A 15,882-nucleotide genomic window follows, 5' to 3' on the forward strand; every position below is an offset into this window, starting at 1 on the left:
CCGATGAAGCTGTGGCGTGGGGGGCCGGGGCGTCACTCGTCACCTGAGTGATGCCAAGGTCCGGGCAGCCGCTATACGAACACGCTCAGCGCCGCCGCCACCACGAACCCGGCGACGGAGAGCACCGATTCCAGGACCGTCCAGGTCTTGAGGGTGTCCCGTTCGGAGAGGCCGAAGTACTTGGCCACGATCCAGAAGCCGCCGTCGTTGACGTGCGAGGCGAAGATGGAGCCCGCCGAGATCGCCATGATGACCAGGGCGATGAAGGCCTGCGAGTGGTCGCCCTCCGACAGCAGCGGGGCCACGATGCCCGCCGTCGTCACGATCGCGACCGTCGCCGATCCCTGGGCCACGCGCAGCACCAGCGAGATCAGATACGACAGGACGAGCACCGGCAGGCCCACGTCGTTGAAGGTGTCCGAGAGGGCCTGCGCGACCCCGCTGCCCTTGAGTACGGCGCCGAAGATGCCGCCCGCGCCGACAACCAGCAGGATGTTGCCGACCGGCTTGAGGGAGGCGGTCGACACGGTCTCCAGGGACTTGCGAGACCAGCCGCGGCGGATGCCGAGGAGGTAGTACGCGAGCAGCAGGGCGATGGTGAGCGCGACGAAGGGGTGGCCGAAGAACTCGATCACGCTGCGGCCCGTGGAGGGGTCGAAGGCGATGGAGGAAAACGTTGCCAACAGGATCAGGAGCAGCGGGGTGCCGATGATCGCGAAGACGACGCCGAGCGGAACCGGCTTCTCCGGGGGCGTCACACCGTCCTTGCGCTGCTCCTCGGCGAGCGCGGACTTCGCCTCGTCGGCGGCCTCCACCATGTCCTGCGGTACGGGGACGAAGAGCCGACTGCCGATCCACGCGGACCAGGCCCAGGCGGCGAGCACGGCGGGGATACCGCAGACGATGCCCATCAGGATGACCCAGCCGAGGTCGACCTTCAGCAGTCCGGCGGCGGCGACGGGGCCGGGGTGCGGCGGCAGGAAGGCGTGGGTCATGGACAGACCGGCGAGCAGCGGCATCGCGTAGAGCACGATCGACTTGCCGCCGCGCTTGGCCGCCGCGTACACGATCGGCGCGAGCACGAAGATGCCGACGTCGAAGAAGACGGGGATGCCGAAGATCAGACCGGTCAGGCCCATGGCGAGCGGGGCGCGCTTCTCTCCGAAGAGGCCCAGCAGCCGGGAGGCGAGCACCTCGGCCCCGCCGGACACTTCGAGCACGGCACCGAGCATGGTGCCCAGGCCGATGATGATCGCGACATGGCCGAGTGTGCCGCCCATCCCGGACTCGATGAGCGAGACGGCGTCGGAGCGCTGGACGGTGCCGAAGAGTTCGGTGACGGAGAGGCCGGCCGCGAGGCCGACGGCTATGGAGACGGCGAGCAGCGCGACGAACGGCTGCAGCCTGACCTTGATGATCAGGACGAGGAGAAGAACGATGCCGAGGGCTGCGATGGTCAGCAGACCGGCGGTGCCGTCGATGACGGTGAGCAGACCGCCGGTGTGGGGTGGGGTTTCGGCGGTCTCTGCGGCGAGGGGTATGGCTGTGAGGGGGGACGGCATAGAGGGGGGCCTCTTCTTAGGTGCATTGGGCTTTCGGGCAGGGGGGATCGCGGTGCGGCGACCGGGGAGCGGGCGCCGCACCGTGAGGACGTACGGGGTGCGGGAGTTGAGGTGAGAAGTCGGCTCAGCCGAGTACGGCCAGAGCGTCGATCTCGATGAGGAGGCCTGCCGGCAGGCCGACGTAGACCGTCGTACGGGCGGCGGGGGGCGCGGTCAGGCCCTGCTCCTCGAAGTACTGGTTGTAGATGCCGTTCATCTCGGCGAAGTGGTCGACGTCCGTCAGGTAGACGCGGACCATCATCACGTCGTCCCAGGTCGCGCCGCCCTCTTCGAGGACCGACTTGACGTTGGCGAGCGTCTGGAGGGTCTGTTCGCGCAGGGTCGGGCCGGCGGGCGTCGGCGGCTGCCCCTCCACGGCGGGCAGGAAGCCGACCTGGCCGGCGACCTGGAGAATGTTGCCCTTCTTGACTCCGTGCGAGAACTTGGCGGGTGGGGTGGTGTGGGTCTTGGGGGTGAGCGCGACCTTCTCGGTCATGAACTTCCTTCCTTGGCTGGGGTATTGGCTGGGGTGTTGCTGCCTGAGTACTCCCGGCTGATGGCGTCCGCCGTACGGCGCACCAGTGGGAGCAACGTGAGAAGTTCGTCGGCGGTGACGACGACGTTCGGGGCGGAGACCGACATGGCGGCGACGACGCCGCCGTCGGTGCCGCGGATGGGGGCGCCCACGCAGTTGATGGACTCCTCGTGGCCGCCGAGGTCGGTGGCCCAGCCCTGTTCTCGTACGGTCGCCAACTCCTTGAGGAAAGCGGGGGCGTTGGGGATCGAACGGGCCGTGTACATGGGGTAGTCGAGCTTCTCGGCGAGGACGCGGCGCTCGGGTTCGGGCAGGTCGGCGAGGAGCAGCTTGGCGACGGCGGCGACGGTGATGGCCACCGGCTTGCCGATACGGGAGTACATGCGCACCGGGTAGCGGCTCTCGACCTTGTCGATGTAGAGGACCTCGCCCTCCTCGTACACGGCGAGGTGGACGGTGTGGCCGCACTGTTCGTTGAGGCGTACGAGGTGGGGGTGGGCGATCTCCCGGATGTCCAGGTTCTCCACCGCCTCCTGCGCGAGGGCGAAGAGGCGGGCGCCGAGGCGGTAGCGCTGGTCGGACTGGCGGTAGACGAGGCCGTGCTCGTGGAGGGTGCGCAGGAGCCGGAGCGCGGTGGACTTGTGGACGCCGAGCCGTTCGGCGACCTGGCCGAGGTCGGCGGGGCCCTCGGCGAGCAGCGGCAGGATGCTCAGGGCGCGATCGACGGTCTGGCTCATGGGGTACGTACCTCCTCGTTGGCCCGCGTCCACCCGGGGCCGAGTCGAAGTGTCCCCCACGCGCCGTCGTCGAGTGCGACCAGCCGGTCGGCGTGCTCGCGGGTCGCGGGCGCCGCGAGGTCCCCGGGCACGGTGAGCGCGGCGGCGGCCATGAGATGACCGTGCCTGATTCGGTCCCGCACCGGGAGCCCGCGAAGGGTCGCGGACAGGAATCCGGCGGCGAAGGCGTCCCCGGCTCCCACATGGGCGACCACGTCGACGTGCAGGGCGGGGGCGTAGGTGACGGTGTCGGGGCCCGTTCCCTGCGCCGGACCCGTCCCTCCGCGCTCGAAGACGGTGGCGCCCCGGGCCCCCTCCTTGACGACCAGCACCCGTGGCTCGGGCAGCGTCGCGCGGATCGCGGCGGGGCCGCCGGTGACTCCCCAGGCGGCCTCGGCCTCGTCGGCGCCCACGAAGACGAGGTCGCTGCCGCGGGCCAGGTCGAGCAGGGTGCCGCCCGCCTCGGTCCGGTCGTGCCAGAGGTCCACGCGGTAGTTGACGTCGAAGGAGACGAGGGGGCGGCCGGGGCGGGGCGCCGTGAGGTCGCGGAGGAGAGCGAGGCAGTCGTCGGAGAGGGCGGCGGTGATACCGGAGAGGTGGAGCACGCGGCCGGAGCGGATCTCCTCGCCCGGCATGTTGGCGGGGGACATCGCGGAGGCGGCGGAACCCGAGCGGTAGTAGACGACCTCGGCGGGCGAGTCCTCCTCGGCGCCCCCGTAGGCGCCGTCAACGGCGTCCGGTTCACGGAGATCCTCCGTGCCCTGCGCCCTGCTCGCCCCGCCCACGCCCCGCGCAGAGCTCGCGTCCGCGACAAGCGCCCGCTCCCCCGCCGTACGGAAGTAGATGCCCGTGGGCCGGGACGGGTCGATCCGGACCGCACTCGTGTCGACGCCGCGGGCGGCGATCCGCTCCACCAGGTGCCGCCCGAAGCCGTCGGCGCCCACCCGGCTGACCCATTTCGCACAGTGCCCGGCGGCAGCCAACCCGCACGCCACGTTGGACTCCGCACCGCCGATGCCCCGGTCGAAGGACGGTACGTCGGCGAGACGCCCCGGCCGGGAAGGCAGGAACGTGACCATGGACTCGCCGAGCGTGACGACGTCCACGGCGTCCTCGGCGGCTTCGGGACGAGCGGGTCCGGTGCGGGTAACGATGGCGGAGGCTCCTCGTCGGTTCGCGGGTCGCAGCGGCTCCGTTGACCCGGCGTTGGGCGAGATGTTAGACAGCAGTGAGCGCTATACGCAATGAGCGTTGCATATAGCGCAACATCATTCGACAGGGAGGCTCCATGGCCGCCGACTCAGCCGCCGACACCGCCGCAGCGCGTGCAGAAAGCGCGGAACGTCTCGCCGCGCTCGCCGAGGAACGCGTCGACCACCGCTTCAAGGGCCTCCCTCCCGACGCCGACGGTCTGACGGTCGGCGAGCTGACCGCCCAGCGCCGCAACCTCTTCACCGACGGCTTCACCACCCCCGTCCTCGCCCTCTCCGCCGAGCGCCTGGAGCACAACCTCCAGCTCATGGAGACGTACGCGACCCGCCACGGTCTCGCCTTCGCCCCGCACGGCAAGACTTCGATGGCACCCCAGCTCTTCCACCGCCAGATCGAGTACGGGGCATGGGGAATCACCCTCGCCGTGCCGCACCAGGTGCGGGTGGCCCGCGCCTTCGGCACCCAACGCGTCTTCCTGGCCAACGAGTTGGTGGACCCTGCCGCGCTGAAGTGGGTCGCCTCGCAGCTCGCCGCCGACCCCGCCTTCCGCTTCATCTGCTACGTCGACTCCGTGCGCGGCGTGGAGCTGATGGACGCCGCGCTGCGCGAATCCCGAAGCGGGTCCCAGAGGGGATCCACCCGCCGCGTGGACGTCGTCGTCGAGCTGGCCGCGGGCGACGGCGCCCGGACCGGCGTCCGTACGGAGGCGGAGTGCGCGGCGGTCGCGGACGCGGTGGCCGCAGCGGACACCCTGCGGCTTGTGGGCGTGGCGGGTTACGAGGGCGAGGTACCGGACGCGAACCCGGAGCGCGTGCACGCGTGGCTCCGCCGCCTCACCGCACTCGCCGCCGACTTCGACAAGGCGGGCCGCTTCTCCGGAGCGGGCCTGGAGGAGATCGTGGTCAGCGCGGGCGGCAGCGCCTGGTTCGACGCGGTGGCCGACGTCTTCGCCGGGATCCCCGAACTCTCCCTCCCTGTACTGAAGTTGCTGCGCTCCGGCGCGTACGTCTCGCACGACGACGGCCACTACCGCCGGATCACCCCCTTCAACCGCGTCCCCGAGGAGGGCGCCCTCCACCCCGCCTTCCGCCTCTGGGCGCAGGTCGTCTCCCTCCCCTCCCCCGAGCAGGCCTTCATCAACGCGGGCAAGCGGGACGCGGCGTACGACCTGGACCTTCCGCAGGCCCAGGCGGTCCGACGCGGCGGAATCGAGCGCCCGGCCACCGGCATCACGGTCACCGGCCTCTCCGACCAGCACGGCTGGCTCCGTACGGCCCCGGAGGCGGACCTGCGCGTGGGCGACTGGCTCGGCCTGGGTCTCTCCCACCCCTGCACGTCCTTCGACAAGTGGCAGCTGATCCCGCTCGTGGAGGCGGACGGCACGGTGGTGGACTACGTCCGCACGTTTTTCTAGCCCACCCACCCACCCTTTCGTCGGGGGCAAGCCCTCGACACCTCCAGGGGACGCGCCGGAGGCGCGAACAACTCGACAGCTCGGGCGGAGCCCGGAAAGGCGGCACCATGGACCTCGTCATCCGCGACGCGGAAGTCGTCGACGGCAGCGGTGAGCCCTCCTACCGCGCCGATGTGGCCGTCGAGGACGGCAGGATCACCGCGATCGTCAAGGAGGCCGCGGCGGCCGGCTGTCTGCGGCCCATCGCCACCCGCGTTCTCGACGCCGAAGGCCTCGTCCTCTCCCCCGGCTTCATCGACATGCACGCCCACAGCGACCTCGCCCTGCTCCGGGACCCGGACCACAGTGCGAAGGTCGCGCAGGGGGTGACCCTCGAAGTCATCGGCCAGGACGGGCTGTCGTACGCGCCGGTCGACGACCGTACGCTCGCCGAGGTGCGCCGCGCGATCACCGGCTGGAACGGCCACGGCGACGACATCGACTTCACCTGGCGTTCCGTGGGCGAGTACCTGGACCGCCTCGACCACGGTTTCGACGGCGAGGGCATCGCGGTGAACGCGGCGTACCTCATCCCCCAGGGCACCGTCCGCATGTTGGCCGTCGGCTGGGACGACCGCGAGGCGACGCCCCAGGAGCTGGACAGGATGCGGCAGTTGGTGGCCGAGGGGCTGCGCGAGGGCGCGGTCGGACTGTCGTCCGGGCTGACGTACACGCCGGGCATGTACGCCAAGGACGCCGAACTCACCGAGCTGTGCCGGGTGGTGGCCGAGTACGGCGGCTACTACTGTCCGCATCACCGCTCGTACGGAGCGGGTGCCCTGGACGCGTACAAGGAGATGGTGGAGCTGACGCGCACCGCGAGCTGCTCCCTCCATCTCGCCCACGCCACCATGAACTTCGGCGTGAACAAGGGGAAGGCCCCGGACCTGCTGGCGCTCCTCGACGACGCGCTCGCCTCGGGGGCGGACATCAGCCTCGACACGTACCCCTACACCCCCGGCAGCACAACTCTTGCGGCGATGCTGCCTAGTTGGGCGAGCGAGGGCGGCCCGGAGGCGACCCTCGCCCGGCTGAAGGACGAGGACACCGCCGAACGGATCCGCCACCACATGGAGGTCGTGGGCGCGGACGGCTGCCACGGCGTCCCCATCGAGTGGGACACCATCGAGATCTCGGGCGTGACGAACCCGGCCTTGGGGGACCATGTCGGCCGTACGGTCCAGGAGTCGGCGGACCTGCGCCGCGAGACGCCCTGGACGACCGCCCGCCGACTGCTCCTCGACGACGGGCTCGGCTCGACGATCCTGCAGCACGTCGGCCACGAGGAGAACGTCCAGCAGATCATGCGCCATCCCGTCCACACCGGCGGCTCGGACGGCATCCTCCAGGGCGACAAACCGCATCCGCGCGCGTACGGGACGTTTCCGCAGTATCTCGGCCGATACGTACGGGAGTTGGGCGTCCTCGGCCTGGAGGAATGCGTCGCGCATCTCACCTCGCGCCCGGCGGCCCGGCTGAGGCTGCCGGACCGCGGCCTTGTGCGTGAGGGGTACCGGGCCGACCTGGTCCTCTTCGACCCGGCCACGGTCGCCGCGGGCGCGACCTTCGAGGAGCCGCGCACGCTCCCGGTCGGCATTCCGTACGTCCTGGTCGACGGCCGTTTCGCCATCGAGGACGGCCGGCGCACGGACGTACTGGCGGGGCGGGCGGTCCGCCGTACTGCCACGTGACCGCCCGCCTTCCAGAAGCTACGGCTTGGGCAGGGTGCACCCGGGGCGGCTCAGGTCGATCTTGTTGTCGAGCCCGACGCAGGGGATGATCTGGTACGTCTGCTGCCCGTAGTTGATGCCCTCGCGGACGGTGATGTTGCCGCTCTCGTCGACCTCACAGGGGTTGTTGTCGGTGCAGCGGGCGCCGTCCTCGTTGCCGGTGTTGTTGACGGCGACGACCTTGCCGGTGGCGTCGTCGACCACGGGCGAACCGGACGTACCGCCGATGGTGTCGCAGGCGGAGGTATAGCGGACCGAGTCCTTCCAGGTCCAGGCGCCCTCGCGCAGGCGGTACGCGAAGCCGTCGACGCTGCAGCTGTAGATCCGCTTCCAGTAGCCGGAGACGACGCTGATGGCGGTTCCGGCGGTGGGGCGCGCGGAGTTGAGCTCCAGGGCCTGGATGTCGTACGAGTCCTGTATCTGCTGGTACGTGCTGGTCAGCTGGTACAGCGAGACGTCGGTGTCCGTCATCGTGGCGTACGCGATCTTGTCGGCCCGGAGAGTCGCTACGCGCGTACCGGCCGAGTTGAGCAGCCCGAAGGTGCGGCTGGACGGCTGGTCGACGATGACCTCGCCTGGCTCCGGGAAGCCGGCCTCCAGGCAGTGGCCGTTGGACATCACCAGGGCGGGATCGTCCGCCTCCGAGTCGGGCATGCGCACGACGGAGCCGGAACAGTTGCTGAGCGAGACCGTGCCGGCGAAGTCCACGGCCTGGGCCTTCGGCGCGGTGACCCGGGACAGGTTCGCCGTGGTGGACGTGACCGCGTCATGGGCCACCGATGTGACCGTGTCCGTGTCCACGCCCTTGCCCGCGGTCGAGGCCGGTGCCGTGGGCTCGGCCGCGGCGCCGGTTGCCGCACCGGCGGGTACCGCGCCGAGCCCGGCGAGCGCCAGGGCGCTGAGCGCGGCGACGAGAGGTTTTCTCATGTGGGGGTCCCCTCTTACGACTTGGGCGACCGGAGAATTTCCGGTCGCCCGCTGCATTGTCATGCGCATTGTGATCGTAAAGGGGCGTGTGAGCAAGGAGTTGTATCAGGCCGCCGATTGGAGTTGGTTCACGCCGTACGGCCTGGCGGTTGCCGCTACTTGGGGCGCTTGGTGGCTCCCTGCCCCCGACCGGGGTTGCCATTCCCCTTGTCCGGCTCGCTTGTCGGGGCGGCGTCCGTAGTCGAGGGTGTCCCGGTGGCGGGTTCGCCGGCTTCACCGGATCCAGCGGAACGGGAGTCGCTCGGTGAGGGACTCGCCGAGACCTTGTCCGGCGCCTCGGACGACGACCCGTCCGAGGCCTTGGATGTCGCCCCTGACGGGTCGTCGACCAACGGGGCGGTCGAGCCCGGTTCGTCCGTGGCCGAGGAGGACTGCTGAGCCTTCGGCGCCTCCTGGTCCTCCTTCTCGGAGGACTCGGAACCGAAGAGTCCGGAGATCACGACGGCGAAGATCCCGATGCCTGCCACACCGGCGGCCACGGCTACGCGCCTCTTCATCCGGAACCGGCGGCGACGCATCAGCCGCTCGTGACGCCCTACGTCATCGGGGAGATCCGCGTCTCCCGCATCCTCCACGTCCTTCGTGGGCTCGATGCGGAGCGTGTTGTCGTACGCGTTCTGCCACCCGTGCGCGACCGCCGGGTCCGCGTACTCGTCGTACGGCGGGTACGGCGGAGCCGTGTCGCCGTACGGGTAGTACACAGGCGGCGCGCCTTCGCCTTCGCCTTCGACGTTCTCCCGGTATGCGTCGTTCACGTCGTACGCACCGGTTGACTTATTCGCGGCATAGGCGTCATGCGTACTTCTGCCGCGCTCTGTGTCCGGAACATGGTGGGGGATTGTAGAGAAAAGAGGGGCCTGTGGTGTAACTGAGGACGATATCCATCCAAAGCACCACGTCTCGCGTGGTGGAAAACACGTCCCACGGAGCGTTACGCGGCCGTAAGCTCGCGGGCATGCAGGTGATCCAGTCGACCAAGCTCGCAAACGTCTGTTACGAGATCCGGGGCCCGGTTCTCGAGGAGGCGATGCGCCTGGAAGCGGCAGGTCACCGCATCCTGAAGCTGAACACCGGGAACCCGGCGGCATTCGGCTTCGAGTGCCCGCCCGAGATCCTCGAGGACATCCTCCGCAACGTGTCGTCGGCGCACGGCTACGGCGACGCGAAGGGCCTGCTGGCCGCGCGCCGCGCAGTCGTCATGCACAACCAGACCCTCGGCATCGAGACGGACGTCGAGCACGTCTTCATCGGCAACGGCGTCTCCGAGCTGATCGTGATGGCGATGCAGGGCCTGCTCGACGACGGCGACGAGGTCCTCGTACCGGCGCCCGACTACCCGCTGTGGACCGCGGCCGTCTCCCTCTCCGGCGGTACGGCCGTGCACTACCGCTGCGACGAGCAGTCCGACTGGATGCCGGACCTCGCCGACATCGAGCGCAAGGTCACCGACCGGACCAAGGCGCTCGTGATCATCAACCCGAACAACCCGACAGGAGCGGTGTACGACGAGGCGATGCTGCGCGGCCTTACGGACATCGCACGCCGGCACAATCTGCTCGTCTGCTCCGACGAGATCTACGACAAGATCCTGTACGACGACGCCACGCACACCGCGACCGCCAAGATCGCCCCGGATCTGCTGACGCTCACCTTCAACGGGATGTCGAAGGCGTACCGCGTGGCGGGGTACCGGGTGGGATGGATGTCGATCTCCGGGCCGCGGGCGCACGCCGACTCGTACATCGAAGGCCTGACGATCCTGGCGAACATGCGGCTGTGCGCGAACATGCCCGGTCAGCACGGTGTGGTCGCCGCATTGAGCGGCCGGCAGACCATCAACGACCTTGTGCTGCCCGGCGGTCGACTGCGGGAGCAGCGGGATGTGGCGCACGAGCTGCTCACGCAGATTCCGGGCGTGACGTGCGTGAAGCCGAAGGGGGCGCTGTATCTCTTCCCGCGGCTCGATCCGAAGGTGTTCAAGATCAAGGACGACCGGCAGATGGTGCTCGATCTACTGCGGGCCGAGAAGATCATGGTGGTGCAGGGTTCCGGGTTCAACTGGCCGGAACCCGATCACTTCCGCGTCGTCACGCTGCCCACGGAGCGGGACCTGACGGACGCGGTGACACGGATCGGGAACTTCCTGGACGGCTACAGCCAGCCGTGACGCTGCGTAACTCTCTGGATCTCTTCTGCGAACCGGCTCAACTTTAGACAGAATCCAAGCTAGGATGGCTTCCTGTCAGAGCAGCAGGAGGCCGTCCCCATGTACGAACCGATCCGCACCAAGTCGGTCCACACGCCGGCCGGCAGCGCCGACTTTCCGCACCGGTCGCGGGAGGAAGAGCTGGACATCCAGCTCACCGGTCATCTCGCGGCGTTGCTCGCGGTGACGGATGAGCTGCGCGGCCTTGAGTCGTCGGCCGACCTGGACATGGCCGCCGAGCGCCTGGCCAGGCAGGTGGCACGACTGCGCGGCGGCCGACCGCCGGTCCGCACGTCGGCAGGCCTGCACGAGCCGCAGCTCGTCGCGCTCCACGAGCGCGCGCATGCCCTCGCCGGGCGCGCCCTCGTCGTGGCGGCGTCCCGAGCGGACACCGCGGCGGCGATCCTCGCGGCGGAGCGCATGGACGCCCACGCCGCCGCGATCACCTCCGAACTCGCCCCGCACTGAGCCCTCCGGGCTCCCCTCGATCGGCCCCGGTCCGCGCGCACCCGCAGCGGCGTGCGGACCGGGAGCCATGGCACTGCGTTCGCTTGAGCGGTTGGGTTCGTTTTCGGCTGCGGGTTCGTTGTGGCTGGTCGCGCAGTTCCCCGCGCCCCTTGGGTTGGTGGGGGGTGCGGGGCCGTGGGCCGGTGCGTCAGCCCGTCGCAGGCCGGGCATACGGCCCTGGCCTGGTACAGGGTGCGGGTTCTCCGAGACAGAAGCTAAGCGACGGGCATACGACGCACCGGCCCACGCCCCCTCCCGCCGGAGAAGGGGCGGGGCTGGGGAAGAGAACCCCTCCCACCCCACCTCCGGCCTGGGGGCGATACCGGGACTGGCCAGCCACCCCCCGTTCATCCTGATCGCCGAGGAATTTTGGATTCCGCGAGCAAGCTCCCGGTGTGAGAAGAATCGTCGCAGTCGTCCTCGCGGTGTTCCTGATCGGCGGAGTGGCAGCAGCCGTCGTCGCGGGCCGCGAAGGGCAGGACAAGGGCACGGCAACGAAGACCGTGCGAGCAGTGATCGGGTCGGAGAAGGCTGAGTTCTTCGCCGATCCCGACGTGGTGAAGGCCCTCGCTGCAAAGGGCTACACCGTGGAGACGGAGACGTCGGGTTCCTGGGCCATGGAGGGCCTGGATCTGAAGGGATACGACTTCGCGTTTCCGGGCAGCCAGGCGCCCGCCGCCGAGCTGGCGAAGAAGTACGGCGTACGGCAGCCGCTGCCGCGCCCCTTCTACTCGCCCCTCGTGGTCGTGGCGCACCGCAACGCCGCCGAGGTGCTGGCCGCGAACGGACTCGCGACCGTCAACAAGGGAAACGGCACCCTGAAAATGGGCGCCTATCTCGATGCCGCCCATGCCAACAGGACCTGGCAGCAGCTCAAGGGCGCGGACAAGTACGGGGAGTTGACCGGGACGCTGTTCGTGTCCACCACCGACCCGACCAGTTCGAACTCCGGCGCGCTCTACCTCGCCGCCGCCTCGTACGTCGCCGCCGGCGGCCGTGTCGCCGCCGACACCTCGGCCGTCGACGAGACCGCGCCCCTGATGCGCAAGCTCATCAACGTCCAGGGCGCCCAGCAGACCAGCTCGGACGCGACGTTCAGGGACTTCATCAGCGGGGTCGGCAACCCGCTCGTCCTCGTCTACGAGTCCCAGGTCGCCTCGCTGCTCATGCGGGGCCAGTCCGTCGACGACCTGACCGTCCTCTACCCGGACACCACCGCCAACAGCGACCACACCGTCGTCCCCCTCACCGAAGAGGGCCGGGCGCTCGGTGAACTCCTCAGCACCGACAAGGAGTTGCGCAAGCTGGCGGTGCGGCACGGGTTCCGGCCGCAGGACGCGAGCGCGGAGTTCACGGCGGCGACCGCCGCCCACACCACGTATCTCAACCAGAAGCTGACCGGCGTCCGGCAGGCGCCCGTGCCCGCCTCCAAGGTGCTGCACGAGATGGCACGTCAGGCCCGGGGCTAAGGGGAAACAACAAGTGACCAGCGACAACGAAGACTTCACCCTCACTCCGCCCGAGCCCGTCGCGGCCGTGCCGAAGGAGAAGGCCGGCGGGCTCGTGCCCGTCGACGAGTCGGTCCGTACGGACATGGACCGCAAGGCCGCCGAGTACGTCGACTCACTCGCCGCCCTCGACGCCCGCTCCCCCGAATTCGCCGGCAAGCTGGGGGAGATCGTCGCCCTCGGCTCGGGCGAGATGCGTGCCGCGTCCGCACAGTCCAACCGCATGCTGGACCGCACGATCCGCAGCCTGCCCTCGAACGGCGAGGACGCCCAGTCCCGCGTCTCGTCCTCGCTCGTCGAACTCCGGCGTACGGTCGAGGACCTGGACCCGCGCGACCTGCCCGCGGGCAAGGGCCGCAAGCTGCTGTCCAGGCTCCCCGGCGGCAACAAGCTGCGCGATCACGTCGCCAAGTACGCCTCCGCACAAGGCACGTTGAACAAGATCGTCGGCTCCCTGCGCGGCGGCCAGGACGAACTGCGCCGCGACAACGCCGCCCTGCAGACCGAACGGGTCCGCCTCTGGGACACGATGGGCAAGCTCCAGGAGTACGTCGTCCTGACGCAGGCCCTGGACTCGGCGGTCGAGCGGCACATCGCCGGCGTCGAGGCCACGGATCCGGCGCAGGCCGACACCCTCCGCGCCGACGTCCTGTTCCCGGTGCGCCAGAAGCACCAGGACCTGCTCACCCAGCTCGCGGTGTGCGCGCAGGGCTACCTGGCCATGGATGTCGTACGCCGCAACAACGAGGAACTGATCAAGGGCGTCGACCGCGCGGCCACCACCACCGTGTCCGCGCTGCGCATCTCGGTGATGCTCGCCTCCGCCCTCGACAACCAGAAGAAGGTCGTCGAGCAGGTCAACGCGCTGCGCGGCACGACGGAGGACCTCATCCGCGGCAACGCGGAGATGCTCGCCACGCAGTCCGGCGAGATCCAGCGCATCGCGGCGGACCCGGCGGTCGGCGCGGAGACGCTGCGCAGCGCCTTCCAGCAGATCTACCGGACCCTCGACACGATCGACAACTACAAGGCCCAGGCCACGGAGACGATGGCCGCCACGGTGGAGTCCCTGACCTCCGAACTCCAGCAGGCCACCGCGTACTTGGAGCGGTCCCGCTCGCAGGGCGCGCTGGAAGGAGGGCTCGCGTGAGACTCCGCCAAGTACGCAGCACCGCTCTGGCCGCCGTCCTGCTGCTGGCGGCCACCGCGTGCACCGGGGGCGAGAGCCCGAAGGAGGAGCCCGGGCAGCCCGCCGAGGCCAAGCCCGGTGTCCTCCGCGTCCTCGCCTCCAGCGAGCTGTCCGACATGGGCCCCGTACTGGAGGAGGTCCGCAAGGACACCGGCATCACGGTCCTCCCCACCTATATGGGCACGCGCGACGCGGTCGACCGGCTCGCGTCGGGGAAGGCGGACCGCTATTTCGACGCCGCGTGGCTGGCCTCCAGCGACTATCTGTCCCTGGAGGCGGGCGCCGCGAAGAAGGTCGTGTCCCAGACCTCGATCATGTCCAGCCCGGTGGCGATCGGCGTCAAGCCGGAGACGGTACGGCGGCTGGGCTGGAAGCCGGAGGACCTGACCTGGTCGCAGGTGCACCAGGCGGTGGCGGCCGGTGATCTGACGTACGGCATGACAGATCCGGCCCGCTCCAACTCCGGTTTCTCCGCGTTGATCTCGGTGGCCTCGGGCCTTTCCGGCGCCCAGTCCGCGCTGACGGACGTGGACGTGGACCGGGCGACACCCAAGCTGGCGGAGTTCTTCAAGGGGCAGGAGCTGACCTCGGGGTCCTCCGGCTGGCTGGCGTCCGCGTACAACCGTCGCGGCAACGTCGACGCGCTGCTCAACTACGAGTCGGTGCTGCTGGGCATGAAGGACCTCACGGTGATCCGTCCCAAGGACGGCGTGGTCACGGCCGACTACCCGCTCGCCTCGCTCGCCTCCACCGACCAGAGGACTCGGGAGACCGTCCGCCGCCTCACCGACGCCCTGCGTGCCCCGGACGTCCAGAGCAAGATCACGAACCGTACGTATCGCCGTCCGGTCGTCGCCTCCGTACCGCCCGCGTCCGGTCTCGACACGAGCCGCCGCCGTGAACTCCCGTTCCCCGGTAGCAAGTCCGTCGCCGACGGGCTGCTGGACGCGTACGAGAACAAGCTGCGCCGGCCATCGCGCACGGTGTACGTCCTCGACACCTCGGGCTCGATGCGCGAGGACGACCGCCTGGGCAAGCTGAAGAAGGCGCTCACCGCTCTGACGGGCGACTTCCGCGACCGTGAGGAGGTGACGCTGATGCCGTTCGGCTCCGCCGTCAAGAGCGTACGGACGCATGTGGTGCGGCCCGAGGACCCGCGGGCGGGTCTCGACGGGATCCGCCGCGACACCGAGGCGCTCACGGCCGCCGGGGACACGGCGATCTATACGTCGCTGGAGAAGGCGTACGAGCATCTGGGCACCGATGGCGACACGTTCACGTCGATCGTGCTGATGACGGACGGCGAGAACACGGTGGGGGCGGGGCCGGAGGACTTCGACGGCTTCTACGCCGGGCTGCCCGGCGGGCAGCGGGAGATCCCCGTCTTCCCGATCCTCTTCGGCGACTCCGACCGGGCCGAACTGGAGCACATCGCCGAACTGACCGGCGGCCGTCTCTTCGACGCCCAGAAGGGCTCGCTCGACGGTGCCTTCGAGGAGATCCGTGGCTACCAGTAAATTCATGGCGTACTTGGAGTCCCGCAAGAACCTCACGGGCAGTGCGCTGGGCATCGTGGGCCTGGGCCTGACGTTCACGGGCCTGGCGGGCGCGTACTGGCCGGTCGTGGTCGCGGGTCTGTACGGCGCGGGCGCGCTCCTGGCCCCGCCGGAACGCCCGCCGCTGCCGGACTTCCCCGATCCGTCGGCCCAACTGGACGAGCTGCGAGCCGACTTCGGCAAGCTGCGCGACTACCTCGCCGACATCGAGCTGCCACCCGCAGCCTCCGGCCGCCTCACCGAACTGACGGAACTCCTCACGGCCCTCCTCGACCCGGGTTGGGTCACCGAGGTCCTGGCGCAGGAGCCGGAGGGGGTACACGCCCTGTCCCGGGTCGTACGTCAGGACGTCCCGGAGGCGGTGGACGCCTACGTACGGACGAGGTGGTGGACGCGGCTGACGCCGGGCACGGATCCGCCGGAGCGGCACCTGGAACGCCAACTCGCGCTGTTGCAGGGCGAGATGGAGGAGCTGACGGCGAGCCTGAGAGAGGTGGAGGCTCGCCGCCAGGAGTCACATACGCGGTATCTGGAAGACCGTTCCAACTGAGCTCAGTTGCTGCTGACCTCGATGCACCGACTGGGGCGGTCGTTCCTCGGCATCGGCGTTTTGGGTGGTTTC

The 15,882-nt window shown here is 69.7% G+C and carries 14 protein-coding genes; 8 read left to right on the top strand and 6 right to left on the bottom strand.

Annotation, left to right across the window (positions count from 1 at the left end):
- Nucleotides 1-71: 71 nt before the first annotated feature.
- From OP79_RS26960 to OP79_RS51065, 4 genes are all read right to left on the bottom strand, one after another.
- Entirely contained in the window at nt 72-1,562 is a 1,491-nt protein-coding gene (locus OP79_RS26960; RefSeq protein WP_033323661.1) for a GntP family permease, read from the bottom strand.
- A 124-nt stretch (nt 1,563-1,686) separates the two neighbouring features.
- Nucleotides 1,687-2,097 (bottom strand): RidA family protein, encoded by a 411-nt coding sequence (locus OP79_RS26965; protein WP_033323662.1) that lies wholly within the window; start codon nt 2,095-2,097, stop codon nt 1,687-1,689.
- Nucleotides 2,094-2,873, bottom strand: a complete 780-nt coding sequence (locus OP79_RS26970) for an IclR family transcriptional regulator (protein WP_033323663.1) — start codon at nt 2,871-2,873, stop codon at nt 2,094-2,096. Before OP79_RS26970 ends, OP79_RS26965 begins: the two co-directional genes overlap by 4 nt.
- Entirely contained in the window at nt 2,870-4,018 is a 1,149-nt protein-coding gene (locus OP79_RS51065; protein WP_281193244.1) for a sugar kinase, read from the bottom strand. Before OP79_RS51065 ends, OP79_RS26970 begins: the two co-directional genes overlap by 4 nt.
- Nucleotides 4,019-4,200: 182 nt before the next feature.
- Here OP79_RS51065 and OP79_RS26980 point away from each other — a divergent pair, with 182 nt between their 5' ends.
- Nucleotides 4,201-5,538: an amino acid deaminase gene (locus OP79_RS26980; RefSeq protein ID WP_033323665.1), complete on the top strand. Its 1,338-nt coding sequence runs from the start codon at nt 4,201-4,203 to the stop codon at nt 5,536-5,538.
- A 107-nt stretch (nt 5,539-5,645) separates the two neighbouring features.
- Nucleotides 5,646-7,268 carry an N-acyl-D-amino-acid deacylase family protein gene (locus OP79_RS26985; protein ID WP_033323666.1) on the top strand — a complete coding sequence of 541 codons (1,623 nt, stop codon included), beginning with the start codon at nt 5,646-5,648 and terminating at the stop codon, nt 7,266-7,268.
- 18 nt (nt 7,269-7,286) lie between these two features.
- Here OP79_RS26985 and OP79_RS26990 read toward each other — a convergent pair whose 3' ends face one another.
- Together OP79_RS26990 and OP79_RS26995 are read right to left on the bottom strand one after the other, a co-directional pair.
- Nucleotides 7,287-8,234: a S1 family peptidase gene (locus tag OP79_RS26990; RefSeq protein WP_033323667.1), complete on the bottom strand. Its 948-nt coding sequence runs from the start codon at nt 8,232-8,234 to the stop codon at nt 7,287-7,289.
- A gap of 155 nt (nt 8,235-8,389) precedes the next feature.
- Nucleotides 8,390-9,049 carry a hypothetical protein gene (locus tag OP79_RS26995; RefSeq protein WP_033323668.1) on the bottom strand — a complete coding sequence of 220 codons (660 nt, stop codon included), beginning with the start codon at nt 9,047-9,049 and terminating at the stop codon, nt 8,390-8,392.
- A 200-nt stretch (nt 9,050-9,249) separates the two neighbouring features.
- Here OP79_RS26995 and OP79_RS27000 point away from each other — a divergent pair, with 200 nt between their 5' ends.
- From OP79_RS27000 to OP79_RS27025, 6 genes are all read left to right on the top strand, one after another.
- The gene (locus OP79_RS27000) at nt 9,250-10,461 is read left to right on the top strand and encodes a pyridoxal phosphate-dependent aminotransferase (protein WP_033323669.1); all 1,212 of its coding nucleotides are present in this window, start codon (nt 9,250-9,252) and stop codon (nt 10,459-10,461) included.
- Between the two features lie 99 nt (nt 10,462-10,560).
- Nucleotides 10,561-10,968 (top strand): SCO4983 family protein, encoded by a 408-nt coding sequence (locus OP79_RS27005; protein WP_033323671.1) that lies wholly within the window; start codon nt 10,561-10,563, stop codon nt 10,966-10,968.
- A gap of 434 nt (nt 10,969-11,402) precedes the next feature.
- Complete coding sequence (locus OP79_RS27010) at nt 11,403-12,476, top strand: substrate-binding domain-containing protein (RefSeq protein WP_033323672.1); 1,074 nt, start codon at nt 11,403-11,405, stop codon at nt 12,474-12,476.
- A gap of 13 nt (nt 12,477-12,489) precedes the next feature.
- Complete coding sequence (locus tag OP79_RS27015) at nt 12,490-13,665, top strand: toxic anion resistance protein (RefSeq protein WP_033323673.1); 1,176 nt, start codon at nt 12,490-12,492, stop codon at nt 13,663-13,665.
- Complete coding sequence (locus OP79_RS27020; protein WP_033323674.1) at nt 13,662-15,221, top strand: vWA domain-containing protein; 1,560 nt, start codon at nt 13,662-13,664, stop codon at nt 15,219-15,221. The genes OP79_RS27015 and OP79_RS27020 overlap by 4 nt, the downstream gene beginning before the upstream one ends.
- Before the next feature lie 4 nt (nt 15,222-15,225).
- Nucleotides 15,226-15,810, top strand: a complete 585-nt coding sequence (locus OP79_RS27025; RefSeq protein WP_033323676.1) for a hypothetical protein — start codon at nt 15,226-15,228, stop codon at nt 15,808-15,810.
- Nucleotides 15,811-15,882: the final 72 nt, after the last annotated feature.

It is taken from the genome of Streptomyces yerevanensis (assembly GCF_000716805.1).
Taxonomy (GTDB): Bacteria; Actinomycetota; Actinomycetes; order Streptomycetales; family Streptomycetaceae; genus Streptomyces; species Streptomyces flaveus.

What these genes read in the sequence shown, in the direction of transcription:
- OP79_RS26960 (WP_033323661.1), bottom strand. Translation starts at nt 1,562, where the DNA reads ATGCCGTCCCCCCTCACAGCCATACCCCTCGCCGCAGAGACCGCCGAA.
- OP79_RS26965 (WP_033323662.1), bottom strand. Translation starts at nt 2,097, where the DNA reads ATGACCGAGAAGGTCGCGCTCACCCCCAAGACCCACACCACCCCACCC.
- OP79_RS26970 (WP_033323663.1), bottom strand. Translation starts at nt 2,873, where the DNA reads ATGAGCCAGACCGTCGATCGCGCCCTGAGCATCCTGCCGCTGCTCGCC.
- OP79_RS26980 (WP_033323665.1), top strand. Translation starts at nt 4,201, where the DNA reads ATGGCCGCCGACTCAGCCGCCGACACCGCCGCAGCGCGTGCAGAAAGC.
- OP79_RS26985 (WP_033323666.1), top strand. Translation starts at nt 5,646, where the DNA reads ATGGACCTCGTCATCCGCGACGCGGAAGTCGTCGACGGCAGCGGTGAG.
- OP79_RS26990 (WP_033323667.1), bottom strand. Translation starts at nt 8,234, where the DNA reads ATGAGAAAACCTCTCGTCGCCGCGCTCAGCGCCCTGGCGCTCGCCGGG.
- OP79_RS27000 (WP_033323669.1), top strand. Translation starts at nt 9,250, where the DNA reads ATGCAGGTGATCCAGTCGACCAAGCTCGCAAACGTCTGTTACGAGATC.
- OP79_RS27005 (WP_033323671.1), top strand. Translation starts at nt 10,561, where the DNA reads ATGTACGAACCGATCCGCACCAAGTCGGTCCACACGCCGGCCGGCAGC.
- OP79_RS27025 (WP_033323676.1), top strand. Translation starts at nt 15,226, where the DNA reads ATGGCGTACTTGGAGTCCCGCAAGAACCTCACGGGCAGTGCGCTGGGC.